The organism is Phenylobacterium sp. (genome assembly GCF_035569475.1).
GTDB lineage: Bacteria > Pseudomonadota > Alphaproteobacteria > Caulobacterales > Caulobacteraceae > Phenylobacterium.
On record NZ_DATMNA010000056.1, the window covers coordinates 1 to 26,491 of the forward strand.

The window sequence follows — 26,491 nt, forward strand, 5'->3', positions numbered from 1 at the left end:
CCCCGCCGCCTCCGCCTCCGCCGCCGCCGCCTCCGCCGCCGCCGGCCTATGAGGCCAAGCAGTTCATCGTCTACTTCCCGTTCGATCAGTACATCCTGACGCCGGAAGCCCAGTCGGTGGTGCAGGAAGCGGCCAACTACGCTTCGGGCGGTCACGCGACCAAGGTGACTGTGGTGGGTTACACCGACACCTCCGGTTCGGCGGCCTACAACATCCGCCTGTCGGAACGCCGCGCTAAGGCCGTCGCTGACGCGCTGGTCGGAATGGGCGTCGCCCAGACCGCCCTGTCGGTCGACTGGAAGGGCAAGACCAACCTCGCCGTCCAGACCGCCGATGGCGTGAAGGAACCGCTGAACCGCCGTTCCACGGTCGACATCAGCTTCTGATCTCGACCGCCGAGCGATCGGTGAAAGTTGCGGGAGCCCGGCCGAAAGGCCGGGCTCCTTGCGTTTCATCCCTCCCCGTTTCGGGCAGGGCGGCTACACCGGCAGTTGGGTGGTGGATTTCACTTCTTCCAGTACGGCGTAGGTCCGTGTTTCCCGGACGCCCGGGATCCGCACCAGGACTTCACCGAGGAACTTCCGGTACTCCGCGAAGTCGCGCACGCGCGCCTTGATCAGATAGTCGAAGCCGCCGGCCACCATGTGGCACTCCAGAACGTCCGGAGCCCGCCTCGCCGCGGCGGCGAAGGTCTCGAACACCTCCGGCGTCGTGCGGTCGAGGACGACCTCCACGAAGATCAGCAGGGCGCGGCCCACCTTCTCGGGGTCCAGCACGGCGGAGAAGCCGGTGATGTAGCCGCTCTCCCGCAGCCGCCGCACGCGATCGGAACAGGCCGAGGCGGAGAGGCTGCATCGTTCCGCAAGCTCGCCGTTGCTGATCCGGCCGTCGGCCTGCAGCACCCGCAGGAGGCGGCGGTCCATATCGTCGAGCCGCACAATATTCGCCATTCTTGCCTCCTGCCGATGATTGTCGTGCACCCTATATGGATATCCGCAGCACATTCGAGGAATTGGATCCTATTCCGGATGAATGTCGAGCACGGAGACCGCCATGCCCTTCGATCATCTGGACGCCGCCAAGTTCCTGGACGAACGGCAGGCCGTCGCCGCGGCGCTGGCCGCCCGGCCCCTGGGCGCCGAAGATCGCGCGGCGGTCAGCCAGGAGGCCATCGCCCTGGTCCGCGCGGCGCGGCGCGGCGCCCGGCGCCAAGGCGTCGTCGAGAGCTTCCTGCAGGAGTTCAGCCTGTCGACCCGCGAAGGCCTGGCGCTGATGTGCCTGGCCGAAGCCCTGCTGCGCACGCCTGACGAGGAGACCCGCGACAAGCTGATCGCCGAGAAGATCGCCTCGGCCGACTGGGCGAGCCACGCCGGCAATTCCGACTCGATCCTGGTCAACGCCTCGACCTGGAGCCTGATGCTCACCGGCAAGCTGATCGATCCGGACGAGGAAGCCGGCGCCGACCTGCCGGGCTTCATCCGCAAGCTCGCCGGGCGGTTGGGCGAGCCGGTGATCCGCCGCGCGGTCGGCGCCGCGGTGAAAATCATGGGCGAGCAGTTCGTCCTGGGCGCCACCATCGAGAAGGCGATTCGGCGCGCGGCCCAGGACGGCTTCGTCTGCTCCTTCGACATGCTGGGCGAGGGCGCGCGCACCGAGGCCGACGCCGACCGCTACGAGGCCGCCTACGCCGCGGCGATCCGGGTGGTGGGCAAGCACGCCGGATCCCAGGGCCCGGAGGCCGGGCACGGCATCTCCGTGAAGCTCTCGGCGCTCTCGCCGCGCTACGAGGCGCGCGAGCCCGACCGCGTGTGGGGCGAACTCTATCCGCGCATCAGGCGCCTGGCCTTGCTGGCGGCCGCCGCCGACATCAACCTGACCCTCGACGCCGAGGAGGCCGACCGGCTGGTCGTCTCCCTGGAACTGCTTGCGGCGCTGGCCGGCGAAACCGAGCTCGGGGCCTGGACGGGCCTGGGCCTGGCGGTCCAGGCCTACCAGAAGCGCGGGCGCCAGGTGATAGAGGCGGTGGCCGGCATCGCGCGCGCCACGGGGCGGCGGCTGATGGTGCGGCTGGTCAAGGGCGCCTATTGGGACTCGGAGATCAAGCGCGCCCAGGTGGCGGGCCTGCCGGGCTATCCAGTCTATACGACGAAGGCCGCGACGGACCTTTCGTACCTCGCCTGCGCCCGCACGCTGCTGGGCGCGGCGCCCGCGCTCTACGCCCAGTTCGCCACCCACAACGCGCACACCTTGGCCGCCGTGCGCCTGATGGCCACGCAGGCGGGCCTCAGTCCGGAGTTCCAGCGCCTGCACGGCATGGGCGAGGCGCTCTACGCCGGCGCGCGCGAGCGCTATGGCGAGTTCCCGCTCCGGGTCTACGCCCCGGTAGGCAGCCATGAGGACCTGCTGCCCTATCTGGTCCGCCGCCTGCTGGAGAACGGCGCCAACACCTCGTTCGTGCACGCCCTGCTGGACGAGCGCACGCCGGTCGAGAAGGTGGTCTCCGACCCGATCGCCACGGTCGAGGCTTCCGGCGGCGCGCCGCACGCCAGGATCCCGCTGCCCGCCGACCTCTATGGCCCCAGCCGCAGGAACTCCCAGGGCCTGGACCTATCCATCGCCGCCAGCCGCGAGACCCTGGCCGGCGCGGTCGCCGCCCTGCCGCCGCTCACCGCAGCGCCTATCGTCCGTGGAAAGACGAACTCCGGCAAAGGCGCCCCGCGAGTCTCGCCCTCCGACCTCTCGCGCCCTGTCGGCCAGGCCTCGGACGCCACGATCGCCGATGTCGACGCCGCCTACGCGGCGGCGGCGGCGGCCCAGCCGGCCTGGAACGACCTGGGCGGCGAGGGTCGAGCGCCGGTGCTGCGCGCCATGGCCGACGCCCTGGAGGCCAACCGCGAGCGGCTGATCGCGATCTGCGCGCGTGAGGCGGGCAAGACGCTCTCGGACGGCGTCGCCGAGGTGCGCGAGGCCGCCGACTTCTGCCGCTACTACGCCATGTTGGCCGAACGCCAGTTCGCCCATCCGGAGACCCTGCGCGGGCCGGTGGGCGAGACCAACCAGCTCTCCCTGCACGGACGCGGCGTCTTCGCCTGCATCAGTCCGTGGAATTTTCCCCTCGCCATCTTCACCGGCCAGATCGCCGCGGCGTTGGCCGCCGGCAACGCGGTCCTGGCCAAGCCCGCCGAGCAGACCCCGCTGATCGCCGCCGAGGCCGTGCGCCTCTACCACGCCGCGGGCCTGGACCCGGACCTGCTGCACCTGCTGCCGGGCGATGGCGCGACCGTCGGCCAGGCCCTGGTCGCGCACCGGTCCTGCGCCGGCGTGGCCTTCACCGGCGGCACAGACACCGCCTGGGCGATCAACCGCACGCTGGCCGCCCGCAACGGCCCGATCGTGCCCTTCATCGCCGAGACCGGCGGCCTGAACGCCATGTTCGTGGATACCACCGCCCTGCGCGAACAGGTGATCGACGACGTCATCGCCTCGGCCTTCGGCTCGGCGGGCCAGCGTTGCTCGGCCCTGCGCATGCTGTTCGCCCCGCACGAGACCGCCGACGCCCTGATCGAGGGCCTGGCTGGCGCGATGGACGCCCTGGTCCTGGGCGACCCGGCCGACCCGCGCACGGACGTCGGCCCGGTGATCGACGAGGACGCGCGCGCCGCCCTGGCCGCCCACCGCCAGCGGCTGGGCGAGGAGGCCAAGGTGCTGCACGAACTGGCGGCGCCGTCCGGCGGCCACTTCTTCGGCCCGGTCCTGGCGGAGATCCCGTCCGCCGCCTTCCTGCAGAAGGAGGTCTTCGGGCCGATCCTGCATGTGGTGCGCTATGACGCCAACGACCTGGCCGCCGCCGCGGCGCCGCTTGCCGCGGCGGGCTACGGCCTGACGTTGGGCGTGCACAGCCGCATCGAGGCCTTCGCCGAGCAGGTCCGCAGCCTGGTCCCCGCCGGCAACGCCTACGTGAACCGCTCGATGATCGGGGCGGTGGTGGGCGTCCAGCCCTTCGGCGGCGAGGGGCTGTCGGGCACCGGCCCCAAGGCGGGCGGTCCCAACGCCCTGTTGCGCTATGCCGTGGAACGTGCGGTGAGCGTCAACATCGCCGCCCAGGGCGGCGACCCGGCGCTGCTGAACCTGAATTCCTGAAGGACGGCCGGCGGTTTCCTCGGACGTTTGTGTCCGCGCCCGACGCGGGGGCGCCACAACGTTGCCGTTATAATATAACATCTGCCGCTGCCTGGGAGGCGTTTCCGAGCACCGGACGGATGTCAGGCATCGTAGTGGATAGACGTGTTTCGCAAGGCCCTTCGCATCCCCTGGGGGTCGGTGGCTGATGTTCGTGGCGTTCTTTCCTCGGCCGGGGATCTTCGGCTGGTCGGCGTTGCTCTGGACGGGCCTCTCGGTGGCCCTGTGGTACGCCGGAGGGCGCGATTTCGGCGCCCACATCGGACTGCCTCCGGCAGCGCCGGGCGCGCCGCCGATCATCGGGGTCTCGATGTTCTGGTCGAAGCCGTTCCTCTGGTTCGACCTCTACTTCGCGATCAGCGTTGGCCTGTTCGCCGCGGCCTGGCGACTCGCCGCGCCCCACCGCTGGTGGCGCTGGTCGATCCTCGGGTCGGCCTTGATCCTGTTCGCCACCTACCTCCAGGTCGAGGTCAGCGTCGCCATCAACAACTGGTACGGGCCGTTCTACGACCTGGTCCAGGCCGCCCTGAGCCACAAGGGACACGTCACGCTCTCGCAATTCTACGGCCAGCTCCTGACCTTTTCGGACATCGCTCTCGCCGCGGTTGTCGTGGGCGTGCTCACCCTCTTCTTCGTGAGCCACTACGTGTTCCGCTGGCGGATGGCCATGAACGACTACTACCTGGACCACTGGCGCGAACTTCGAGCTGTCGAGGGCGCAGCGCAGCGGGTCCAGGAGGACACCATGCGCTTCGCGGCCACCACCGAGGACCTCGGGGTCAGCCTGATCAACTCGGTCATGACCCTGATCGCGTTCCTGCCGGTGCTGCTCCGCCTCTCCGCGAACGTGGACGTGCTGCCCGTGATCGGCCGCGTCCCCCATGGGCTGGTGCTTGCCGCGGTCGTCTGGTCGCTGTTCGGCACGGGCTTCCTGGCGGTGATCGGGGTTCGCCTCCCGGGGCTCAATTTCCGCAACCAGCTCGTCGAGGCCGCCTACCGCAAAGAGCTGGTCTATGGCGAGGACGACCCCGCGCGCGCCCGGCCGCCCACGGTCCGAGGGCTGTTCGAGGACGTTCGGAGGAGCTATTTCCGTCTATATTTCAATTACATGTACTTCAACATCGGCCGGATTATCTATCTGCAGATCGACACCATCTTCCCCTACATCGTTCTGGCGCCGGCCATCGTGGCGGGAGCGATCACCCTTGGGCTGCTGCAGCAGATCCTCAACGCCTTCGATCAGGTCCGGGGCTCGTTCCAGTACCTGGTCAACTCCTGGTCGACGATCGTCGAGCTGCAGTCGATCTACAAGCGCCTGCGGGGCTTCGAGGCCGTGATCCGGGAGCAGCGCGCCGCGCCGGCCTTGCGCCAAGGTTGACGCCCCTGGCGGCGTTTGTCTCCGCATCACGCGGCTCGCCCTGTCGGTCGGTCACAGTGTCGTGAGCGGGGGTGCGGCAATGCGCGCCAAGCCCTTGATCTGCCGAGGGGCAGGTGCGGCTGTTAACCCCTGGTTTACGAAAAAATCTGGGGGCCGAACCATGGCCCTCATTGACGAGTCATTAGGACGGGTGCCCCATATGTAGGTTGTTCGGGCGTCACGCCCACAACATGTGGGGCAGGGGAACAGGGCTTGATCGAGCCGGGTTCCGAGAGGGGCATGGGTCAGGAACGATGAGTGAAGCGGCGAAAGTTGGGATTGCCGAGGCTATTGAACGGGTTGCGGACGCCGCGGCGCGCCCGCAGCTCACGCTGGTCCGGAAGGTCGAGGTCGACCGCGCGCGGGACGCCTTGCTGACCGATTTCGGCAAGACCACGCTCGAGGACCGCTACCTGCTGGCGGGCGAGAGCTACCAGGACATGTTCGCACGAGTCGCCACGGCCTACGCCGACGATGCCGACCATGCGCAACGGATTTACGACTACATCTCGAAGCTGTGGTTCATGCCCTCGACGCCGGTGCTGTCGAACGGCGGCGCGAACCGCGGCCTGCCGATCTCCTGCTTCCTGAACGCCGTGCCGGACAGCCTCGAAGGCATCCAGGGCGTCTGGAACGAGAACGTCCACCTGGCCTCCAACGGCGGCGGCATCGGCACCTATTGGGGTGGCGTGCGCTCGATCGGCGAGAAGGTGAAGGGCGCGGGCCAGACCAGCGGCATCATCCCCTTCATCCGGGTGATGGACTCGCTGACGCTCGCCATCAGCCAGGGCTCGCTGCGCCGCGGCTCGGCGGCGGTCTACCTCGACATCCACCATCCCGAGATCGAGGAGTTCCTGGAGATCCGCAAACCCTCCGGCGACTTCAACCGCAAGAGCCTGAACCTCCACCACGGCATCTCGATCACCGACGAGTTCATGGAAGCCGTGCGCGACGGCGCCATGTTCGGCCTGCGCTCGCCCAAGACCAAGGAGGTCGTCCGCGAGGTCGACGCCCGCTCGCTGTGGCAGAAGATCCTCGAGATCCGCCTGCAGACCGGCGAGCCCTACCTGATCTTCGCCGACACCGTGAACCGCGCCATGCCGCAGCATCAGCGCGAGCTGGGCCTCTCGGTGCGGCAGTCCAACCTCTGTTCCGAGATCATGCTGCACACCGGCAAGGATCACCTGGGCGCCGAGCGCACGGCCGTCTGCTGCCTGTCGAGCGTCAACGCCGAAACCTTCCTGGAGTGGCGCGACCACCCGACGTTCATCGAGGACGTCATGCGCTTCCTCGATAACGTCCTGCAGGACTTCATCGACCGCGCCCCGCCGGAGATGGCCAACGCCGTCTACGCGGCCAGGCGCGAGCGCTCGGTGGGCCTGGGCCTGATGGGCTTCCACACCTTCCTGCAGCAGCAGAACGTGCCGTTCGAGAGCGCGCTCGCCAAGAGCTGGAACATGCGGCTCTTCAAGACGCTGCGCCGTCAGTGCGACGCGGCCTCGCGGACCCTGGCCGTCGAGCGCGGACCCTGCCCCGACGCCGAGGAGCGCGGCATGATGGAGCGCTTTTCCCACAAGCTCGCCATCGCGCCCACCGCCTCGATCTCGATCATCTGCGGCGGCACGTCGGCCGGCATCGAGCCGATCCCGGCGAACATCTACAGCCACAAGACCCTGTCGGGGACCTTCGCGGTGAAGAGCCCCTACCTGGAGAAGCTCCTCGAGAGCAAAGGCCACAACACCGCGGCTGTCTGGGACTCGATCCTCGAGAACGAGGGCTCGGTCCAGCACCTCGACTTCCTCAGCCAGGACGACAAGGACGTCTACAAGACGGCCTTCGAGATCGACCAGCGCTGGGTCGTCGAGCTGGCGGCCGACCGGACGCCGGAAATCTGCCAGTCCCAGTCGATCAACATCTTCCTGCCGGGCGATGTCGATAAGTGGGACCTGCACATGCTCCACTGGCAGGCGTGGGAGCGGGGGTGCAAGTCGCTCTACTACCTGCGGTCCAAGTCCGTGCAGCGGGCGAGCCACGCGGGCGGCGAGACCCATGCGGCGGTCGACATGTCCGGCGTGGCGAAGACCGACTACGAGGAATGCCTCGCCTGCCAATAGGCGGGGATTTCCCAAGCCTAACAGCCCTCCCGCCGATCGCCGGCAGGAAAACGACCTCGGGCCGGCGCGCCTGAGGTCGCGGCGTAGCGGCGGCGTCCCTGAATCCGAGGGGGAGCCAGGTGCGCGGCACGAGATTTGCATACCCCAGATTTGACTCGCGGAAGCCTGGGCCCATGCCTAGGCTGCTCGCGGGGAACCACAGTTCCGTTTGCGCTCTATCGCTATTGCGACGGACCGCACGCTCGGAATTGCGGTCTGAGGAGAGCCGATGATGCGGCCGCTGGCTATACTGGCCACCGTCCTGACCTGCGCCGCGGCGAGCGCCGCGAGCGCGCAATCGCTCACCGGCGAACTCCCGCTCTCCACCCAGATCCAGCCGCCCAAGGGCGATGACGACCCGATCGCGGCGCTTGCGCTGCTGAACGGCGCCGCCTTCGCCCCGCGCGCCGCGACCCAGTCCGTCGATCCGGTTAGCCGCCTGATCGACCGCGAGACCTACGAGCCGGGCGCGGGCCTGGTGCGCTGGATGACCGGCGCCGCCACGCTCACGCCGCCCGGCCGCGACGGGCCGGTCGACTCGATCCGCATCAGCGTCGGCGGGGTCCTGCGCACGCCGCTCGGCCTGCCGCTGAACCTGGGGCGCGCCCAGTACGATCCGCAAGCCTACGAGGTGGCGGTGACCCGCGACTGGCCGGCGGCCCTGGCCTACGACGGCAGGGGCTTCGGCCTGGACCTGACCCCGCACGCCGGCGTCGGCGTCACCAGCTTCGGCGGCTCGGCCGAGGCCGGGGCGACGCTGCGCCTGATGCAGGGCGACGCCAGCCTGAAGCAGCGGCTGACCGCCATGGGCGTGCGCGACGGCGCGGCCTTCGGCGACCGCGGCCGCTGGTACCTGTTCGCCGCCGCCACCGGCCGCGCGGTGGGCCTCAACATGCTGCACGGCGACACCGGCTGGGACCGCGCCGGCTTCTCCACCGACGCCACGGCCAGCCTGATCGGCGACGCCCAGGTCGGCGTCGGCTGGCGCCGCGGCGCGATGCAGACCTCGCTCGGCTACATCCACCGCCAGGTGAAGGGCCAGAACATGCTGTTCGGCGTCGACCCCAAAGCCGATTCGATGGTGGCCTTCTCGCTGTCGATCCGGCCGGGCAGCTAGCGCGTCCAACGCCTCGCCCCCGAGACGAAGTCCGAGGGGAGAGGGTAGGGAGAGGGGCGGCTGGGACCCGTCCGTCTCTCCCGTCGGTGACGCGAAAATCGGCGGCGGCGCCGTTCATGGTCATGGCGGGACGATTGGCGGATTACCTCCGCACGCACCGCCCCTCACCCTACCCTCTCCCCTCGCGCTTCGCGTCGGGGGAGAGGAGGTTCTACCCTTCCCAGCCCTCGGCGAACGGGAATCGTTCGGCCCAGAGCGCGGCCAGGCGCGGTTCGGCGTCCACGGCGCGGACAACTCCGGCCAGGCCGGGGGCGGCGGCGTAGAAGCTCTTCCGCCGCGGCCCCCAGCGGGACACCACGGCCAGGTAGAGGTCGAGGACCGAGACCTCGTCGCCCAGCAGGAAGCGGCCGGCCGGCGCCGCCTGCTCGCCCATGATCCGCCAGCAGTCGGTGATCCGCGCGGCCGTGCGCTCGCGGATCACGGCTTCGTGGCCCGCGTCGGCCGCCAGCCGTGTGATGTCGTCGCGCACCCAGTAGAGCGAATAGATCTGGGCGGAGATGAAGCTCATCCAGCGCAGGAACCGGGGCCGCATCGGCGACTCGAGGCCCGGCGCCAGGCCCGAGTCGGCGCAGCCGTCGGCCAGCAGCGTCAGGATCGCGGCGCTCTCGGTCATCAATTCGCCGGTGGGCAGGATCAGCGCCGGCACCTGGCGCATGGGATTGACCCGCGCCATCTCCTCGCGGACCGCCGCGTCCTTCCAGGTGGCGCGCTCCACCACCCGATAGGGCTCCCCCAGCAGCGTCAGCGCCGCCTCGACCGCCACCGACCCGGACCCCGCCGCGCCGTAAAGGACATATCCCCTGCTCATCACAACCTCGTGGATAACCCCTAGATGCGGCGTGCTGACGCTTGCCGACCACTACATCTTGCGTCACGTTAACCCGGACGAAACCATGCCGACAGGGCGACCGAGATGACTCAACGACCCGCCTCCAACGTCCGCGTCCTGCCCGGCCTGCTCACGCCCTCGGCGGCCTACAAACCCTTCCGCTACCCCTGGGCCTACGACTTCTGGAAGCGCCAGCAGCAGGTCCACTGGATGCCCGAAGAGGTGCCGCTGGGCGAGGACCTGAAGGACTGGGCCACCAAGCTCAACGACCGCGAACGCAACCTGCTGACCCAGATCTTCCGATTCTTCACCCAGTCCGACGTCGAGGTGAACGACAACTACATGGAGCGCTACGCCCGCGTCTTCAAACCGACCGAAGTGAAGATGATGCTGGCGGCCTTCTCCAACATGGAGACGATCCACATCGCCGCCTACGCCCTGCTGCTCGAGACCATCGGCATGCCGGACTCGGAGTTCACGGCCTTCCTGGAATTCCAGGCGATGCGCGACAAGCACGACTACATGCAGAAGTTCGGCGTCGAGACCAACGCCGACATCGCCCGCACCCTGGCCATGTTCGGCGGCTTCACCGAGGGGCTCCAGCTGTTCGCCAGCTTCGCCATGCTGATGAACTTCCCGCGCCACAACAAGATGAAGGGCATGGGCCAGATCGTCTCCTGGTCGGTGCGCGACGAAAGCCTGCATTGCGAAGGGATCGTCCAGCTCTACCATGCCTTCAACGCCGAGACCGGGGCGGTGACCAAGGCCGTGGCCGACGACATCGTCGACTGCTGCAAGACGGTGGTGGGCCTGGAGGACAAGTTCATCGACCTGGCCTTCGAGGCCGGCGAGGTCCAGGGCATGACGCCCGACGACATCAAGGCCTACATCCGCTTCATCGCCGACTGGCGCCTGCGCCAGCTCCAGCTCCCGGAAGTGTTCGGGGTGAAGGAAAACCCGCTGCCCTGGCTGCAGTCGATGCTGAGCGGGGTCGAGCACGCCAACTTCTTCGAGGCGCGGAGCACGGAGTATTCCAAGGCGGCTACCCGCGGGCAGTGGCACGGGAATGACGGGGTGTGGGCGGCGTTCGAGCGGATGCAGGTGAAGAAGGCGGAGGCGGGGGTGGTGGCGGGGTAGGGGGGGCGGTTAGATTGCCGATCCTAGGACGTCGCGCGCCAAGCACTAAAGCGCTTGCGCCTAATACCGAATTTGGATGCAAGCGCCGTGTCAATTCGACAGGCGACTTCTATGTTGTTCGACATAATATTGGCGAACTCATCTAGATCAACGTGGAAGCGTCGGCCTCGTACAAATTTGAATCCCATGTGTTCTTTGACTCTGCCAAGAAACAAGTCGTTGATAATACCCCTTGCGTGGGTGTGAACGTTTCGCAATTCAATTGCGACTATCATCAAAGATCTTGAATCCTCAGTGATAAATGGTTCGATCCCGAGGCGGTCCCGCATATATTCCTCCATTCGCAAGAGGCCGCCATACGAAAGCTCGTTTACCTGTCGATCTACAAGATATGCGACAAGTTCGGATCGGCGCCTGAACGTAAGCACCTCGTCAACGCGCATAGTTGCGCTCGACCTCAACATCTCCGGCCGTTTTGCCATCGCTGCCTGGATGGCTTCAGAAAAATAGCAAAGGAAGTTGTTTACTGCGGTAAGGAGGAGATTTCGAGATTGTATATCTGCAAATGCCTTAAGTTGATCAAATACCAAGCTTGGATTTTCCGTCATTTCCCGATATCGGCGCGCCTCTTGAGCCTCTTCAGGGTATACTTTCAGCAACGCCTCGGCGGCGGTGACGCGAACCTCATCCGCCCGGGACGCTAAGTTATTGACGAACATGAAGAATGAAATGTAACGCTGGTGTTCGTCAAAGTAGCGAAATAGCGGGCGAGACATTTGGATTCCGGGAAGTTTCCCCAGCACCAGCGCTAGGTCCTCGGCTAGTGGTTCGTCGTCTGATATTTGCTTCAAGATTGAGCCCTAATCTTCACGGACGCGCCGTAGGCGCCTCCTGCCCCTAAATCTCACGGTGGATGCGAGCCTGCCGGTCTCGGCAAGTCAAGGACCGGCCCCTGGCCGGCCGCGGGGCGGCGGCGCTTTGCGCCGTCCTTGAGTTGCCGAGACCGGCAGGCAAACTGGCTGCCATGAGATCTATGGCTCGGCCTGTCCGACGGACGCCTTACTGCGGGCTTGCTCCACGTCCGCTCGTCCCCGCGAACGCGGGGATGAGCGGGGTTGGGGGCGGACACCTTTGGACGAATGCTCAACCGCGCGTTGAGAACTGGCCCCCTTCGTGCAGAACTACGTCCTGACGGGTGGGGGCGACCCTGGGGGGCGCAGTGGACGGGATTATTCAGACGGCGGCGGTCATCGCGCTGTTGCTGATGGTCGGCGGCGCGATCGGCTTCACGCGCCGGGAAAGCTTCTCGTTGCGATGGCTGCTGGTCGCCGCGGGACTGGTGCTGCTCAACGACTTCCTGCTCACGCGCGGGTATGGCCTGCTGCCGCACGTCATTCCGAAGAGCGCCTGGAACTGGCAAGGCAAGGTCCTCGCCCTGGCCGCCACGCTGGCCGTGGCCGCGCTGCCGGCGTTCGGGTGGAGGCGGTCGGGCCTGACGTTCGCGCAGGCTGAGGGCAGCCTGAAGAGCTGCCTCCTGGTGGCGCTGCTCTACTGCGGGGTCTTCGTGGTGATCGCCTTGATCTCCCCGAATGAGTCGGTCTCACCGGAGACCCTCGCCTTCCAACTCACCATGCCGGGCCTGGAGGAGGAGCCCTTCTATCGCGGCGTCCTGTTGCTCGCGCTCGATCGGGCGTTCACCGCGCGCGCCCGGGTGTTGGGGGCGGACTGGGGCTGGGGCGCCGTCTTGTCCTGCGCGCTGTTCGGTCTCGCCCACGCCTTCAATTTCTCTCATGGCCACGTCGCGCTCGACCCGATGACGATGGCGGTGACCGCCTTGCCTGCCTTCATCGCCGTCTGGATGCGCCTGCGCACGGGAAGCCTGCTGCTCCCTGTCCTGCTCCACAATTTCGGCAACGCCATTCCGCTGCTGCTTTAGGGGTTCCCGAGCCGCGCCCAAGAGCCCTCCCGGCCGGCGATCCATGGCTCTGCCTGTCCGACGGACGGCCACCTGAAGATCCTCCCCCAGGGCGGAGCCCGATTGAGGGGGAGGTGGCCCGAAGGGCCGGAGGGGGTTCCGGCCCGCTCCGTCAGGTGCTTCGAGCCGCGGTCGGCGCCACGGCCGCCGGCAGGAGGTGTCAGACGCCGGGGGCTTGAACCCCCTCCGTCTCGCGGCTGCGCCGCGATCCACCTCCCCCTCAATCGCCCTTTGGGCTGGGGGGGATTTGGGGCTGGCATGAGATCCATGGCTCGGCCTGTCCGGCGGAGGGCTGGGCCACGGGCTTTGCCGCTTTCGCGGATATGAGCCGAGCACTTGTGTTCGTTAAATGTTCTCGTATCCCAGCGAGCTGCGCTACTCTCTCCCCATGCCCTTCGCCTATCCCAACCGCTCCGTCCTGAAGGCCGCCGTCGTCGCCCGTGTGGCGGGCGGGGAGACGGTGGCGGCGATCTGCGCTGGGCCGGACATGCCGTCGGCGGACACGGTGCGGGGGTGGCGGCGCGGCGATCCGCTGTTCGCGGCGGACCTGGCGGCGGCGCGGCGGCGGGGAGACTGGGCGCGGCGGTTCGCGTTCGACGAGGCGGTGGCGGCGGCGTTCCTGGCGCGGGCGGCGGCGGGGGAGCCGGTCCGGTCGCTGCTGGGGCGCGAGGGCATGCCGAGCCAGGCGACCTATCGGCACTGGCGGCGGACGCAGGGGGAATTCCAGGCGGCGCTGTGGCGGCTGCGCGAGGGGCGGTATTCGCGGCGCTCTTCGACGGGCCACGGGCGTTGGCGGGCCTGGGACGAGGCCGTGGCCGACCGGGTGCTGCTGGCGGTGATGCGCGGGGCGGGGCTGCGGCGGGTCCTGGCGTCGGATGCGTCGCTGCCGTGCCTGGCGGTCCTGGACCGTTGGCGGCGGGAGCAGCCGGAGTGGAGCCGGGCGCTGAGGGTGGCGATGGCGGTCGGAAGACGGGCGGCGGCCGCGGCGCGGGGCCGGGCGCGGATGGAGGCGCTGTGCGAGACCATCGGCGAGCGGATCGTGGCGGGCGCGTCGCTGCGCAGCCTCGGGGCCGAGGCGGACATGCCGAGCGCGCGGACGCTCTATGGCTGGTATCGGCGCTGGCCGGATTTCGCGCGGGAAGTGACGCTGGCCTGTGACGTGCGGGCCGAGTGGCTGACCGACCAGATGATCGAGATCTGGGAGCGCAACGGCCCGTTCGCCCTGGCGGCGACGAAGCGCGAGGCCGCGCCCCTGCAGCGGGCGGTGAACCGGCTGGCCAGGCGGCCGGGGTGGCGGACCGCGCGGCGCGGCTAGGGCTTTCGGCGCTCGAGTTGACGCGACGGCGTCGCCCCCTCCGTCAGCTTCGCTGACACCGCCCCCGAAGTGTACCCTTCGGGGAGGAGCGGAGCATCGCTCCTCCCTCGCGCCGCAGAGTGCGGGGGAGGTGGATCGACGCGGGACGCGGCGAGACCGAGGGGGCGCACAGCCGATTCAACCCAGCCGCCGAACGCTCCAGACCTGTCCCGGCTGACCCGATGCGGAAATCCGGCGAGCGCGGCCTGCGTGGCGCGGCGTCGACCTCGGGGCGGCTGCGCGCCGACGGCCCGCGCCGTCACTTGCAGGCGACGGCCGCCCAGTAGCCGGAGGCGTAGGTCGTCCAGACCCCCGTGGCGGCCGACCAGACGCCATGCAGGGGGCTCTGGCTGAAGATCTGCAGGCTGATCCGGTTGGCCGTCACCTCGATCGTCACGGGGTTGCCGCTGAGGTGGTTGTCCCAGCTCCACGCGACGGGAAAGACGGCCGCCGACGGGTCGCCGCCCGGACTGAAATAAACCGTCAAGGACGAGGGCGGCGAGGACCCCGCCGGATTGGGGATCGCGGTCGTATGGTTCGTGGCGTTGCTGTCGGCGATCCAGGCCGAGCCGGCGCAGCCCGGCATCGCCGCCACAATCGCCTTCGGCGGGGTCGCCCCGCCCTTGGCCCTGACCACCTTGCCGCCCGGTCCAGGACCGGACTCGGCTTTCGCCACCCCCAACGAAACGCCGACAGCGAGGGACGCGGCGCACGCAACCAGGGCCGCAACGGCCGAACGAGAATTCATGTCTTCCCCCCTTGGGACGCCGGATCGGCGTGACATGTTCCCCCTTCGGCAGAGGAATGCAACCTTAGAGTGGATATTACAAGGATGCTCGCGATAGGCGTGTGAGCTGGAGGACGGCCGTCCTTGGGCGTCGCTTGGCGCCCAGCGCGCTTCATGCGGACCAAGCCGCGGCCAAGCGGAAATCCCGGCGGGGCGGCTCCCGTGGCGCGGCGTCGACCTTGGGGCCGGCGCCGCGCCGGTCGGGGCGTCAGTTGACGGCCAGGGCCAGCGGCCGGGCGGTCTTCTCGTAGAGGGCGGTGACCAGGGGCGCGGCGATCTGGGCGACCGCCCTGCCGGTCATCTCGCTGCGGCACCTGCCCGAGACCTGGATCCGGCCGAGGTCGTGCCAGCGGGGATCGCCGCAGAAGGTCCGCGCGGCCTGGTCGACGCGCCGCAGGGCGATGGCGGCGCCGCGGGCGGAGGCCAGGTTCAGGTCGTCGACGCGGACGGTCATGGTGTCGGTCTCGGCCCGCATCTGGGCCTGGGCCAGGCCGGCGGCGGTGAATGCGCCGGCGGCCACGAGGGCTAGGACGATAGGCTTCATGGGAGGAGCTCCTTCCTTCCCGCCGCCGGGTCGGCGACGCGGCGCGGAAGCTAGGGCGCGTCCCCGACAGGCCGGTGAACCTTGCAAGGCCGTGGCGCTACGGTCCGGCGACACTTGGGTGACGGGGTTACCGGCCCGTTACGCGGGCGCCTCGCTGGGCTGTCTGGAGGCGGCGTCGGCGCCCTCCGGCGGCAGGGTCAGGTGGAAGGCGGCGCCGCGGGGCTCGTTCGCGGAGACCCACAGCCGTCCGCCGTGCGCCTCGACGATCGAGCGGCAGATGGCCAGGCCCATGCCCATGCCGTCGGCCTTGGTGGTGTAGAAGGCGTCGAACACGCGCCTGGCGCTCCGCGGGTCGAGGCCTGGGCCGGAATCGCGCACCGCGACGTGGATGCAGCCGTCCGCGTCCATCCCGGCGCCGAGGCGCAGCTCCCGCGGCCCGTCATCGGCGCCGCTCATCGCCTCGATGGCGTTCATGATCAGGTTGAGGATCACCTGTTGCACCTGGACCGGGTCGCCGTGCACGGACGGCAGGTCCGCGGCGAGTTCGGCCTGCACGGAGACGCCGTGCTTCAGCGCCTCGGCGCGGGTCAGGGCGATCACGCCGTCGAGGGCTTCGCTGAGGCTGAAGCGGCGGGTGCGCGGCGGCGCCTTGGTGACGATGGCGCGGATGCGGCCGATGACGTCGGCGGCCCGCCCGCCGTTGTCGACGACCCGGCCGAGCGCCTGGCGGGCCTCGGCCAGGTCGGGAGGCTTGCCGCGCAGCCAGCGCAGGGCCGCCTGGGCGTTGATGACCGCCGCGGTGATCGGCTGATTGACCTCGTGGGCGATGGAGGCGGTGAGCTGGCCCATGGTCGCGACGCGGTTGACGTGGGCGAGGTCCGCCTGCGCGGTGCGCAGGGCCTCCGACGCCAGCATGAGGTCCGTGAGGTCGTGGGCGATGACCAGCACGGCCTCCACCTCGTCGGCGTGCGGCCGCAGCGGCGAATAGCTCACCGCCAGGTAGGACCGGCCCTGCGGCGTGGGAATCCATGCCGAATAGGTGGAAGCCTCCCCCGCGAAGCACCGTTCAAGGGCCGGCCGGCTCACCTGCTCGTAGCGCTCCGGCTCGATCAGGTCGGCGATGTGCGTCTCGACGGCCCCCTCGGCGGCGACGCCCCAGATCCGCGCGAAGACCGGATTGGCGCGTTGAATCCGGAAATCCCGTCCGACGATGCACATCCCGTCGGGCGAGCTCTCGAACACCTGCCCGGTCAGGTACTCCGCCTGTTTGCGCCCGGTGATGTCGTTGTTGGTCTCCAGGATCGCCGCGGGCCTGCCCTCCCGATCCCGCTGCAGCGACCACCGGCTCGCCACGGTGACCCGGGTCGCGTCGCGCCGGGTGTGGACGAGCTCGCCTTCCCAGCGACCGGCGCGCAGCAGCTCGGCGTTGATCTCCTCGAGCGGGGCGGGAAGGACCGTCTGGGTGAGCCGGTGGCTGACCTGGCCGATGGCCTCCTTGGCGGACCATCCGTACAGCTCCTCGGCGCCGCGGTTCCAGTAGGTGATGACGTCGTCCATGCCGCGCACGAAGATGGTGTCGTGGGTGAGGTCGAGCAGGCTGGCCTGGTCGCGCAGCCTGACCTCCGCCGCCTGGCCCTGCAGGGCGAGAAAGGCCGTCACCCAGATGGCCGCGATACTGGTGAACAGGTTGACCACGCCCTCGGCGTCCGGGCCGCCGGAACGCGATAGTATGTCGCTGACCAGGGTGAGCGCCGCGCATCCCACGGCGACCAGCACGACGCCGCGCGGCCGCAGGAAGCGGGCCGCCATGAGCACCACGACCACATAGAGCCCCGCGACCGCGACGCCCACCGGCGTGAGGATGTCGGCGATGAAGATCGCGGCGGCGAGCGTGGCGGTCGCGACGGGCAGGAGCGCCGGGGCGACCTTCCGTTGCGAGCCCGCTGGATCTGGCATCTTCCCGTTCCCGCCGTCCCTGTCACAGGGGGCCGCCGGCATCCGGGAAGTGGCGTGGATCTCGACCGGCGATCGGCGCGGTTAGTCCCGAAGCGGCGACAAACTCGAAAGGCCCCACATGCCGTTCGGGCGGCAGCTTAGTCCGCGCAGAAATGTCCGCAACCGTCGCCCGCGTGCAATCCAGGCGGCTGTTCAGGCGCCGATCACTGACCGGCGTGCTTGGCGTACCCCATCACCACGGCGAACGCGGTCCCGCCGATCACCACCAGGGCGACGCCGATGTAGATCGCGATCTTCTCTATGAGGGCCGTGTCATCGGAGCTGTACATTGGCGTTGTTTCCCCTGGACGGGCTGGGTCCGAGCCACAAACGCGCGACCGGCGATTAGGGTCCCGGGATCGGCAAGGGCCGGACGCGGGGCGCCTTCCAGGGCAAGCTCGCGACCCTGCTCAGCCGGGCCCGCGAACAGGTGAAGGCCGGCGCGCCAAGGACGGGCTGATCGCCGCCATCAGGTGGGACGACCTGTGGACCTTCAATCCGGCGTTCTGGAACGCGCCCGGCCGGCTGGACGGCTTCTACGCCGAGGCGTCGAAATAGGCGGCGCGACCGCGTCGGGCCGGGGCTCCGCGCGCGCGTCGGCGGGGCTGGTCCAGCGGTCGAGGGCGGCCAGCATCTGGGGCAGGTTGATCGGCTTGCCCAGGTGGTCGTCCATCCCCGCCTCGTGGCAGCGGGCGATCTGTTCGGGCAGGACGTTGGCGGTCATGGCGACGATCGGCGTGCGGGCGGCGTCGGCGTCGGGCAGGGCGCGGATGCGCCGGGTGGCGGTCAGGCCGTCCATCACCGGCATCTGCATGTCCATCAGGATCACGTCGTAGCGGCCGCGGCTGACCGCCTCCACCGCCTCGGCGCCGTCGCAGGCGGTGTCGATCTCGACCCCGAAGGGGCTCAGCAGGATGGTGATCAGCTCGCGGTTGACGGCGTTGTCCTCGACGACGAGCAGGCGGATCGGACGGTCGATGACGGCGCCGGCCGCCTCGGGCTCGACAGGCGCGGCGCCGTCGGCGGCCAGCGGCAGGTCGACCTCGAACCAGAAGGTCGAGCCTTCGCCGATCACGCTGCTCGCCCCGATCCGCCCGCCCATGGCCTCGACGATCTGCTTGGAGATCGCCAGGCCCAGGCCCGTGCCGCCGAACTGGCGGGAGACCGAGGCGTCGGCCTGGGTGAAGCGGGTGAAGAGCGAGCCGATGTGGGCCTCGTCGATGCCGATGCCGGTGTCGGCCACCGCGACGCGCAGGCGGCAGCGGCCGGCCTCGAGGCCCTGGCTGAGGGTCAGGTCGACGCTGCCCTCGCGCGTGAACTTGATGGCGTTGGAGAGGAAGTTGAGCAGCACCTGGCGCAGGCGCGCCGCATCGCCGACCAGGGCCGGCGTGGCTTCGTCGACCCGGGCGGTGAGCGCCAGGCCCTTGGCGGCGGCCTGCTCGGAGATGATGCCCACGGCCGAGCGCACGGTGGCGACCGGGTCGAAGGGCTCGGGGTCGAGTTCGAAGGCGCCGGCCTCGAGCTTGGAGAAATCCAGCACGTCGCCGACCACGCCCAGCAGGGTCTGGCTGGCGTCGTGGATCAGGCCGGCATGGCGCGCGTCCTGTTCGCAGAGCGCCTCCGACTGGCGCAGCACGCCCGCGAAGCCGACGATCGCCGTCAACGGCGTGCGCAGCTCGTGGGTCATGTTGGCCAGGAAGTCGGTCTTGGCGGCCGCGGCGGCTTCGGATCGGGCGAGCGCGTCCTTCAGGTCGCTTTCGAGGGTCTTGCGCAGGGTGACGTCGCGGGAGACGCCCAGCAGCCGGCCGCTGCCGTCGTTGAGGCGCGAGAAGGTGGTCTCGGCCCAGACCACCGATCCGTCCTTGGCGAAGACCCGGTAGGTCGTGGTCTTCGGGCCGCTCTCCTCGGTGACGGAGGTGATGAAGGCCTGGATCGTCTCGGTGTCCTCGGGGTGCATGTAGGTGTAGTTCGGCGTCCGCATCAGCTCGCCCTGCTCGAAGCCCAGGACGCGCTCGATCGATGGCGAGATGTAGAGCCGCTGGTTGTCCGCCGAGGTCAGGGAGATCACGTCGATGACGTTGTCGGCCAGCAGGCGGTAGCTCCGCTCGCTCTCGCGCAGGTCCTGGGTCGCCTTTTCGTAGCGGTGGCGGGCGGCGCGGGTCTGTTGGGCGCCCGAGATCGAGAAGCCGACGCTGACCGCCAGGACCAGCCACGCCGGCAGGCCATGGGGCACGGCGGGGCTGGGCGAGGCCAGAGGGGTGATCAGCAGGGCCGCGGCGGGCAGCGCCCCGGCCAGGAGGTAGCCCGCCCGCGACTGGTAGGCGTAGACCTGGGCGAAGCCCATGACGGAGAGCCAGATGGCGACGGCGGCGATCGCGCCGGCCGCGCTTCCGGCGCGCCAGAAGAGCACACCCAGGACGACCCAGCCTATGACGCCGCCTATCAGGCAGCCCACGTGCCGCAGCCGCGCGGCCATGGTCACCGGGAGGCCGAGGTGCTGGTCGCGGGTGAGGAACCAGCTCAGCACGTCGAGCCCGCCGACCACGACGCCCCAGGCCAGGCACGCCTGCCAGGGCAGGAAGGCGAGCGCGATCGCGGCGACGCCGAGGGTCACGGTCAGGCGCGCGCCGAACGAGGCGCGGGCGCCCGCGGCCATCTCGTCGAGACCCTGATCGAACAGACGCAACACGGCGGTGTGGTCCTCTCGCACGCGCCGACCATGCCGCAGAACGATTAATCCAGGATAATCACGCGCCAGAATTGTATTCGGGGCCTCAGGCCTCGACGACCGCCTTGCCGACCGGGGTCAGGGAGGCCAGCGCCAGCTTCACGTGCTGCCAGGCGAAGGGGATGCCGATGATGGTCACCGCCAGAGCCGCGGCCAGGACCAGGTGGTGCAGGGCCAGCCACCAGCCGGCGAAGATCAGCCACAGCACGTTGAGCAGCAGGCTCGCCGGGCCGTCGTCGCGGTCGATGAGGATCTTGCCGAACGGGAAATAGCTGAAGCCCGCCAGCCGGAACGCCGCCGGGGTCCAGGGCAGGCCCACGATGGTGATCGCGAAGATCACGCCCGCCAGGATCCACAGCGACCCGGAAATCCAGCCGCCGAAGATGAACCACAGGACGTTCAGGAGCAGTCGCATGGGCACGTCGCCTCCGCCTGCGGCCAAGCTGTAGCAGCCTCGCTGCGCCGAGCAAGCGCGTGGCCTGGATGGTCATCCCCACGATCGTCATCGCCCGGCTTGTCCGGGCGACCCATGAACGCCGCCGCTGCGGAAAGGCCCACGGCCGCGCCGCGCCCCGTCTTCGACGCGGAGGTCATGGGCGGCCCGGACAAGCGGGGCCATGACGTTATTTAATAAATTCAACTAGATAGTTGAGAAACGCCCTAGGGCGCGGTTCGGGGCAGGCTGAAGAGTCCGCGGTCGGAGGGGGCGAAGACCAGGCTGTCGATCTGGCGCACGCGGGGCGGGCCGCCGGCGCCGATGACGGTTTCGCGGAAGGCGACGCGGACTGGGCCGACCTTGCGGTAGTCGGAGAGCTCGACGGTCACCGGCTCGGGCCCGGTGCGGTCGACGATGCGGGCGAGCAGATGGGTGCGGCGGTCGAACCAGAGCTGGCGCGCATCGCCGCCGTAGGGCTTGGCCTCGATGACGTCGTAGCTCCTGCCGCCGGCCTGGCGCACGCCCAGCACCTGGCCGTGGGCGTCGAATCGGGCGGCGTAGAAGAAGCCGTAGACGCCGAAGAAGGCCTCGCCGCGCGCCCGCGCCGTGGCCGCCTCGTCGCCGGTGAGAGGGGCTGCGCCGGGCGCCGGAATCGTCCAGTCGCCCTGGCCGTTGAAGCCCTCGACGCGCATGCCCGCCGGGTCGCGCACTTCGACCCGCAGGCCAAAGCGCAAGGGGTCCAGCCAGCGCTCGTAGGGGACGCCGCCCACGTGGCCGGTCTCGTGCCAGCCGCGCAGCATGTACCAGCCGGCGCCCCCGGCCGCCGCCCGCGCCTGGGCCAGCACCCGCTCGGCGTCGCGGGAGTAGCCGATGGCGGCGGGATGGCGGGCGGCCTGGGCCGGTGAGAGGGCGAGGAGCGCCCCGGCGAGGGCGAGGGCCAGGGCGGGCTTGAGCATCGGCGCTGTCATGCAGGCCCGCAAACAAGCGGGCAAGGGTGTTCGCAATGGGGCTGGCGGCGCGAACCCGGCCATGACGACAGGCGAAACGGGGCAGGCGCCCTCAGGCGCGGGCGCGGCGGCGGGTCGGTGCGGCGTCGAAGACGCGCGGCGTTTCGGCGTGGGAGACCCTGAGCTGGGCCTCCATGTCGGCGGCCGGCATGGGCCGGGCGAAGAAGTAGCCCTGCATCCGGTCGCAGCCGGCGCTGCGCAGGAAGATGGCCTGGGCCTCCTCCTCGACGCCCTCGGCGACGATGCGGACGCCCAGCGCGCGGGCGGCGTGCAGCATGGAGGCCACAAGCTTGGCGACGCGGCCGTCCTTGGCCACGTCGCAGATCAGCGAACGGTCGAGCTTCACCGTCTGGATCGGCAGGTGCATCAGGGCGCGCAGGTTGGAATAGCCGGTGCCGAAGTCGTCGAGCGCGATGCTCACGCCCTTGGCGGTCAGCCGCTCGATGTGGCGGCGCGAGAGCGCCAGGTCCTGCAGCAGGAAGGTCTCGGTGATCTCGACGGTGAGCGCGGTGGCCGGCAGGGCGGTCTTGCCCAGCCGCCCGATCAGCTTGCGCGAGAAGCCGGGGTCCAGGAGGTCGCGGGGCGAGACGTTGAAGGCGACCGTCTCGATCAGGCCGGCCTCGACCCAGGGGGCGGTCCGCGCGCAGCCGGCCTCGAAGACCGCCTCGTCGATGCGCCCGATCAGGCCCAGTTCCTCGGCCATGGGGACGAAGGCGGCGGGGGCCAGCAGGCCCTGCTCGGGATGGCGCCAGCGGGCCAGGACCTCGACGCCGACGATCCGCCCGTCGCGGGCGTCGACCACCGGCTGGAACCAGGGTTCGATCTCGCCGGCGGGGATGGCGCGGCGCAGCTCCGCTTCGAGGGTGCGGCGCCGCGTGTTCTCGGCGCGCAGTTCGGCGTCGAAGGCCGACCAGCGGCGGCCGCCCTGGGTCTTGACCCGATAGAGCGCCATGTCGGCGAAGCGTTGCAGGTCGCCGGCGTCGGGCGCGTCGTCCGGATAGACCGCGACCCCCACCGAGGCGCCGGGCGAGACCTGGCGGCCGTAGATCGCATGCGGCTGGGTGAGCAGGTCGAGCAGCCGCTGGGCCCGGCGGGCCGGCGCGGCGGGGCCTGCTTCGGCGACCGGGGAGATCACCGCGAACTCGTCGCCGCCCAGTCGGGCGACCAGCTCGCCCGGGGCCGCGTCTGCGCGCAGCCGCTCGCCCACCTCGGCCAGGAAGAGGTCTCCGGCGTGGTGGCCCAGGGTGTCGTTGAGGTGCTTGAAACGGTCGAGGTCGACGACGAACAGGGCCACGCGGGCCTGCGCCGCCCGCGCGGCCTCCAGCCGCTCGCACAGCGCCGCGGTGAAGGCGCCGCGGTTGACCAGGCCCGTGAGGCTGTCGGTCTGGGCCAGGCGAAGGGTCAGTTCGCGCTCGGATTCAAGCTCGGCGACGCGCGCTCGCAGGTCGGCCGACGTTTGGACGCTATCGGGCACGGGGAGGGGGCCTCAGGCGAGCAAGGATACTGGCCAGCGAATTAGCGCCCACGAGGCGAACGCCCCGTTAAGCGACATGCCTAATGAAAGCCTTTCCGGACAGATTGACGCATCCGCGGCCGAGGGCCCTGAATCGATCTGCCCCGGCGAAGGCGGAGAGGGGCCTCGACCGGCCCTTTAGCCCGCGGCTTCGGCGATCACGGCGTCCTCGGTCTTCGGCGCTTCGATCTGGCCTTCCCACTTCGCGACGACGGCGGCGGCCACGGAATTGCCGACCACGTTGGTGGCCGAGCGGCCCATGTCGAGCAGGTTGTCGACCGCCAGGATCAGCAACAGGCCCGCCTCCGGCAGATGGAAGTAGGTGAGCGTCGCAGAGATCACCACCAGTGACGCGCGGGGAACCCCCGCCACGCCTTTTGACGTGACCATCAGCAATAGCAGCATGGTGATCTGCTGGCCGAGGGTGAGGTGGACCCCGTAGGCCTGGGCGACGAACAGCGTCGCGAAGGTGCAGTACATCATCGTGCCGTCGAGGTTGAACGAGTAGCCCAGCGGCAGGACGAAGCTCGCCACCCGGCGCGAGACGCCCCACTGCTGCAGCGCCTCGAGCGTGCCGGGATAGGCGGCCTCCGACGAGGCGGTGGAGAAGGCCAGCAGGGCGGGCTCGCGGATCGCCAGGATCAGCTTCATCGCGCGGGGCCCGACGATCAGCAGCAGCACCGCGATCAGCAGCGCCCACAAGAGGAGCATCGAGACATAGAAGCCGCCGACGAACTTGGCGTAGGTGGCGAGCACGCCGATGCCCTGGGTGGAGACGGTGGCCGCCAGGGCCGCGAAGATCGCCAGGGGCGCGGTCTTCATCACATAGCCGGTGACCTTCAGCATGATCGCCGAGACCTGCTCGACGAGGGCGACGACGGCCGGCGCGCGGTCCTCGATGGCCGCCACGGCGGTGCCGAAGAACACCGAGAAGATGACGATCTGCAGGATCTCGTTGTTGGCCATCGCCTCGACGATGGACTTGGGGAAGATGTGGCTGACGAACTCCTTGAGGTTGAACTTGGTCATGTCGACCGCGGCGCCCGGCGCTGTCGGCTCGGCGACCAGGTGCATGCCGACGCCCGGCTGGATCAGGTGGACCATGATCAGGCCGATGGTCAGCGAGACCAGGGACGCGCAGATGAACCAGCCCAGGGTCTTGGCCCCCACGCGGCCGATGGTGGAGGCGTTCTCCATGTGGGCGATGCCGGCCACCAGGGTGGAGAACACCAGGGGCGCGATGATCATCTTGATCAGCCGCAGGAAGACATCGGTGACGATCGAGAGGTTGGAGGCTACCGCCTTGGCCGCGGCGGGCGCGGCGTATTCGTGGACCCCCCAGCCGACGGCGACGCCCAGCACCATGGCCACGACGATGAGGATCGAGAAAAGGCGGTTCATTCAGGGTCCCGGGGGTTTCTTCGGGCGCCTTTGTCGCCGGGAACCTTGGCCGCGTCCATCCCGCCGGACGCACGGCGGCCGCGGCGCGAGATGCTGCTGGAAAAAGAGACGGCTCGGCGAGCGCCTATGCCTGAGACTCCGCGGAGCGGGGGCTCAGTCTTTTTAACGCCAAGACCACCAAGGACACGAAGATCACAAAGACGCCCAGCGTGGCGCCACGCCGCGGCCTGATCAGCCCCTTCGCGGTCTTCGTGGTCTTTGGATCTTCGCGTCTCCTTGGCGATCTTGGTGTCCTTGGCGGTCAAAATCGGGAGGGCGCCGCTCCGCGGCCGTTCAAGACCTCCGGCGCGCCCGCTCGCCAAGCTTGGGCAGGGGCGCCTATAATAGGGCGATGACATCGAAGACAGCAGCAGCCGGCATCGTTGATCGGCTCGAAGACGAATACGGCAAGACGGTCGAGGCGCTCCGGGGCGCCCTGAAGGAATTCCTGGCCGGTGGGCCGCCGCCCGACCCCGCGGTGCGCGCGGCCGGCGCCTTCGTCTATCCCGAGCTTCGCCTGCACTGGCCGGCGGGCCAGCCGTTCCCGCGGATCAGCCGCGCCTATGCCCGCATCGGCGCCCCGGGCCACTATGCGATCACGGTGACCAAGCCGGCGCTGTTCCGCAGCTACCTGATCGAGCAGCTCAGCCTGCTGATGGACGACTTCAAGGTGGAGATCGAGGTCGGGCGCTCCACCCAGGAGATGCCGTTCCCCTATGTGCTGGACGGCCAGGCCGACATCGCGCTGGCCGACATCGGCTCCGCGGAGATCGCCCGGCATTTTCCGACCACGGAGCTGGCCTTCATCGGCGACGAGATCGTCGACGGGTCCTGGTCGCAGGACGCTGACGAGCCCAGGCCCATGGCCCTGTTCGACGGCCTGCGCACCGATTTCTCCCTGGCGCGGCTGGCGCACTACACCGGCACGCCGGCGACCCACGTGCAGCCGTACATCCTGTTCACCAACTACATCCGCTACGTCGACGAGTTCGTCCGCTGGGCCTGCGAGCAGATCAAGGCCGGCGGTCCGTACACGGCGCTGTCGGCGGCGGGCCATGTGCTGGTCGACGCCTCGACGCCGGACCCGGAAGCCGTGGTGCAGGCCGCGGCCTGGCGCAAACACCAGATGCCGGCCTATCACCTGATGGGCCCGGACGGCGCGGGGATCACCCTGGTCAACATCGGCGTCGGCCCCTCCAACGCCAAGACGATCTGCGACCACCTGGCGGTCCTGAGGCCCCAGGCCTGGCTGATGATCGGCCACTGCGGAGGGCTGCGCGGGTCGCAGACCATCGGCGACTATGTCCTGGCCCACGCCTATCTGCGCGACGACCATGTGCTGGACGACGCCCTGCCGACGGAGATCCCGATCCCGCCGATCGCCGAGGTGCAGGTGGCGCTGAACCACGCCGCCGAGATCGTCACCGGCGAGACCGGCGAGGTGCTGAAGCGGCGCCTGCGCACCGGCACGGTGGTGACCACGGACGACCGCAACTGGGAACTCCGCTACTCCTCCAGCGCGCTCCGGTTCAACCAGAGCCGGGCCGTGGCCATCGACATGGAGAGCGCCACCATCGCCACCCAGGGCTACCGCTTCCGGGTGCCCTACGGGACCCTGCTGTGCGTCTCGGACAAGCCGCTGCACGGCGAGATCAAGCTGCCCGGCCAGGCCAACGCCTTCTATGACCGCGCCATCGGCCAGCACCTGCAGATCGGCATCGCCACCATGGACCTGCTGCGCCAGGAAGGCCCGCGCCTGCACTCGCGCAAGCTGCGCAGCTTCGACGAACCGCCGTTCCGGTGACGCCGGTAGATTGACA

At 69.4% G+C, this 26,491-nt stretch carries 21 protein-coding genes; 9 read left to right on the forward strand and 12 right to left on the reverse strand.

The features are described from left to right. Positions 1–386, forward strand: a 386-nt coding sequence (locus VNW53_RS09020) for an OmpA family protein (protein WP_325555153.1), incomplete at its 5' end; no start/stop codon positions are given. A 93-nt stretch (positions 387–479) separates the two neighbouring features. On the opposite strand, the gene VNW53_RS09025 is transcribed toward VNW53_RS09020, so the two are convergent. Continuing rightward, positions 480–950, reverse strand: a complete 471-nt coding sequence (locus VNW53_RS09025; RefSeq protein ID WP_325555155.1) for an Lrp/AsnC ligand binding domain-containing protein — start codon at positions 948–950, stop codon at positions 480–482. Between the two features lie 103 nt (positions 951–1,053). On the opposite strand from VNW53_RS09025, the gene putA reads away from it, so the two are divergent. The 4 genes from putA to VNW53_RS09045 all read left to right on the forward strand — a co-directional run bounded on the left by putA (position 1,054) and on the right by VNW53_RS09045 (position 8,866). After that, positions 1,054–4,140 (forward strand): bifunctional proline dehydrogenase/L-glutamate gamma-semialdehyde dehydrogenase PutA, encoded by a 3,087-nt coding sequence (gene putA, locus VNW53_RS09030; protein WP_325555157.1) that lies wholly within the window; start codon positions 1,054–1,056, stop codon positions 4,138–4,140. 187 nt (positions 4,141–4,327) lie between these two features. Further along, positions 4,328–5,557 (forward strand): peptide antibiotic transporter SbmA, encoded by a 1,230-nt coding sequence (gene sbmA / locus VNW53_RS09035; protein ID WP_349255828.1) that lies wholly within the window; start codon positions 4,328–4,330, stop codon positions 5,555–5,557. Between the two features lie 293 nt (positions 5,558–5,850). After that, entirely contained in the window at positions 5,851–7,710 is a 1,860-nt protein-coding gene (locus tag VNW53_RS09040; protein ID WP_325555161.1) for a ribonucleoside-diphosphate reductase subunit alpha, read from the forward strand. A 268-nt stretch (positions 7,711–7,978) separates the two neighbouring features. Further along, on the forward strand, positions 7,979–8,866 hold the full coding sequence (locus tag VNW53_RS09045; protein WP_325555163.1) for a lipid A-modifier LpxR family protein: 888 nt from the start codon (positions 7,979–7,981) through the stop codon (positions 8,864–8,866). A 211-nt stretch (positions 8,867–9,077) separates the two neighbouring features. Here the strand turns inward: VNW53_RS09045 and VNW53_RS09050 are convergent, their stop codons facing one another. After that, on the reverse strand, positions 9,078–9,734 hold the full coding sequence (locus VNW53_RS09050; RefSeq protein WP_325555165.1) for a glutathione S-transferase family protein: 657 nt from the start codon (positions 9,732–9,734) through the stop codon (positions 9,078–9,080). A gap of 105 nt (positions 9,735–9,839) precedes the next feature. Between VNW53_RS09050 and VNW53_RS09055 the strand changes: the two genes are divergently transcribed. Beyond that, a complete protein-coding gene (locus tag VNW53_RS09055) occupies positions 9,840–10,892 on the forward strand; it encodes a ribonucleotide-diphosphate reductase subunit beta (RefSeq protein ID WP_325555167.1) in 1,053 nt (350 codons plus the stop codon). 23 nt (positions 10,893–10,915) lie between these two features. Here the strand turns inward: VNW53_RS09055 and VNW53_RS09060 are convergent, their stop codons facing one another. After that, a complete protein-coding gene (locus VNW53_RS09060; protein WP_325555169.1) occupies positions 10,916–11,695 on the reverse strand; it encodes a hypothetical protein in 780 nt (259 codons plus the stop codon). Between the two features lie 416 nt (positions 11,696–12,111). Between VNW53_RS09060 and VNW53_RS09065 the strand changes: the two genes are divergently transcribed. Both VNW53_RS09065 and VNW53_RS09070 read left to right on the forward strand, forming a co-directional pair. Then, the gene (locus tag VNW53_RS09065) at positions 12,112–12,828 is read left to right on the forward strand and encodes a CPBP family intramembrane glutamic endopeptidase, BDIM_20840 family (protein WP_325555170.1); all 717 of its coding nucleotides are present in this window, start codon (positions 12,112–12,114) and stop codon (positions 12,826–12,828) included. A 388-nt stretch (positions 12,829–13,216) separates the two neighbouring features. Further along, complete coding sequence (locus VNW53_RS09070) at positions 13,217–14,182, forward strand: hypothetical protein (protein ID WP_325555171.1); 966 nt, start codon at positions 13,217–13,219, stop codon at positions 14,180–14,182. Between the two features lie 298 nt (positions 14,183–14,480). Here VNW53_RS09070 and VNW53_RS09075 read toward each other — a convergent pair whose 3' ends face one another. The 9 genes from VNW53_RS09075 to VNW53_RS09115 form a co-directional block, all read right to left on the reverse strand. After that, positions 14,481–14,897 carry a hypothetical protein gene (locus VNW53_RS09075; protein WP_325555173.1) on the reverse strand — a complete coding sequence of 139 codons (417 nt, stop codon included), beginning with the start codon at positions 14,895–14,897 and terminating at the stop codon, positions 14,481–14,483. A gap of 319 nt (positions 14,898–15,216) precedes the next feature. Then, the gene (locus VNW53_RS09080; RefSeq protein ID WP_325555174.1) at positions 15,217–15,552 is read right to left on the reverse strand and encodes a UrcA family protein; all 336 of its coding nucleotides are present in this window, start codon (positions 15,550–15,552) and stop codon (positions 15,217–15,219) included. Between the two features lie 138 nt (positions 15,553–15,690). After that, positions 15,691–17,508, reverse strand: a complete 1,818-nt coding sequence (locus VNW53_RS09085) for a PAS domain S-box protein (RefSeq protein ID WP_325555176.1) — start codon at positions 17,506–17,508, stop codon at positions 15,691–15,693. Positions 17,509–17,711: 203 nt separating this feature from the next. After that, the gene (locus tag VNW53_RS09090; protein ID WP_325555178.1) at positions 17,712–17,837 is read right to left on the reverse strand and encodes a hypothetical protein; all 126 of its coding nucleotides are present in this window, start codon (positions 17,835–17,837) and stop codon (positions 17,712–17,714) included. Between the two features lie 203 nt (positions 17,838–18,040). Continuing rightward, complete coding sequence (locus tag VNW53_RS09095; RefSeq protein ID WP_325555179.1) at positions 18,041–20,236, reverse strand: hybrid sensor histidine kinase/response regulator; 2,196 nt, start codon at positions 20,234–20,236, stop codon at positions 18,041–18,043. 85 nt (positions 20,237–20,321) lie between these two features. Further along, the gene (locus VNW53_RS09100) at positions 20,322–20,690 is read right to left on the reverse strand and encodes a YccF domain-containing protein (RefSeq protein WP_325555180.1); all 369 of its coding nucleotides are present in this window, start codon (positions 20,688–20,690) and stop codon (positions 20,322–20,324) included. 245 nt (positions 20,691–20,935) lie between these two features. Further along, positions 20,936–21,667: a hypothetical protein gene (locus VNW53_RS09105; RefSeq protein ID WP_325555182.1), complete on the reverse strand. Its 732-nt coding sequence runs from the start codon at positions 21,665–21,667 to the stop codon at positions 20,936–20,938. A gap of 103 nt (positions 21,668–21,770) precedes the next feature. Then, the gene (locus VNW53_RS09110; RefSeq protein WP_325555183.1) at positions 21,771–23,192 is read right to left on the reverse strand and encodes a bifunctional diguanylate cyclase/phosphodiesterase; all 1,422 of its coding nucleotides are present in this window, start codon (positions 23,190–23,192) and stop codon (positions 21,771–21,773) included. A 177-nt stretch (positions 23,193–23,369) separates the two neighbouring features. Continuing rightward, the gene (locus tag VNW53_RS09115) at positions 23,370–24,632 is read right to left on the reverse strand and encodes a dicarboxylate/amino acid:cation symporter (protein WP_325555185.1); all 1,263 of its coding nucleotides are present in this window, start codon (positions 24,630–24,632) and stop codon (positions 23,370–23,372) included. Between the two features lie 391 nt (positions 24,633–25,023). On the opposite strand from VNW53_RS09115, the gene VNW53_RS09120 reads away from it, so the two are divergent. Next, positions 25,024–26,475, forward strand: coding sequence for an AMP nucleosidase (locus VNW53_RS09120; protein ID WP_325555187.1), 1,452 nt, complete (start codon positions 25,024–25,026; stop codon positions 26,473–26,475). The last annotated feature ends 16 nt before the right edge of the window (positions 26,476–26,491 follow it).

What these genes read in the sequence shown, in the direction of transcription:
- VNW53_RS09025 (WP_325555155.1), bottom strand. Translation starts at nt 950, where the DNA reads ATGGCGAATATTGTGCGGCTCGACGATATGGACCGCCGCCTCCTGCGG.
- putA (WP_325555157.1), top strand. Translation starts at nt 1,054, where the DNA reads ATGCCCTTCGATCATCTGGACGCCGCCAAGTTCCTGGACGAACGGCAG.
- sbmA (WP_349255828.1), top strand. Translation starts at nt 4,328, where the DNA reads ATGTTCGTGGCGTTCTTTCCTCGGCCGGGGATCTTCGGCTGGTCGGCG.
- VNW53_RS09040 (WP_325555161.1), top strand. Translation starts at nt 5,851, where the DNA reads ATGAGTGAAGCGGCGAAAGTTGGGATTGCCGAGGCTATTGAACGGGTT.
- VNW53_RS09045 (WP_325555163.1), top strand. Translation starts at nt 7,979, where the DNA reads ATGATGCGGCCGCTGGCTATACTGGCCACCGTCCTGACCTGCGCCGCG.
- VNW53_RS09050 (WP_325555165.1), bottom strand. Translation starts at nt 9,734, where the DNA reads ATGAGCAGGGGATATGTCCTTTACGGCGCGGCGGGGTCCGGGTCGGTG.
- VNW53_RS09055 (WP_325555167.1), top strand. Translation starts at nt 9,840, where the DNA reads ATGACTCAACGACCCGCCTCCAACGTCCGCGTCCTGCCCGGCCTGCTC.
- VNW53_RS09070 (WP_325555171.1), top strand. Translation starts at nt 13,217, where the DNA reads ATGTTCTCGTATCCCAGCGAGCTGCGCTACTCTCTCCCCATGCCCTTC.
- VNW53_RS09080 (WP_325555174.1), bottom strand. Translation starts at nt 15,552, where the DNA reads ATGAAGCCTATCGTCCTAGCCCTCGTGGCCGCCGGCGCATTCACCGCC.
- VNW53_RS09085 (WP_325555176.1), bottom strand. Translation starts at nt 17,508, where the DNA reads ATGCCAGATCCAGCGGGCTCGCAACGGAAGGTCGCCCCGGCGCTCCTG.
- VNW53_RS09090 (WP_325555178.1), bottom strand. Translation starts at nt 17,837, where the DNA reads ATGTACAGCTCCGATGACACGGCCCTCATAGAGAAGATCGCGATCTAC.
- VNW53_RS09100 (WP_325555180.1), bottom strand. Translation starts at nt 20,690, where the DNA reads ATGCGACTGCTCCTGAACGTCCTGTGGTTCATCTTCGGCGGCTGGATT.
- VNW53_RS09105 (WP_325555182.1), bottom strand. Translation starts at nt 21,667, where the DNA reads ATGCTCAAGCCCGCCCTGGCCCTCGCCCTCGCCGGGGCGCTCCTCGCC.
- VNW53_RS09115 (WP_325555185.1), bottom strand. Translation starts at nt 24,632, where the DNA reads ATGAACCGCCTTTTCTCGATCCTCATCGTCGTGGCCATGGTGCTGGGC.
- VNW53_RS09120 (WP_325555187.1), top strand. Translation starts at nt 25,024, where the DNA reads ATGACATCGAAGACAGCAGCAGCCGGCATCGTTGATCGGCTCGAAGAC.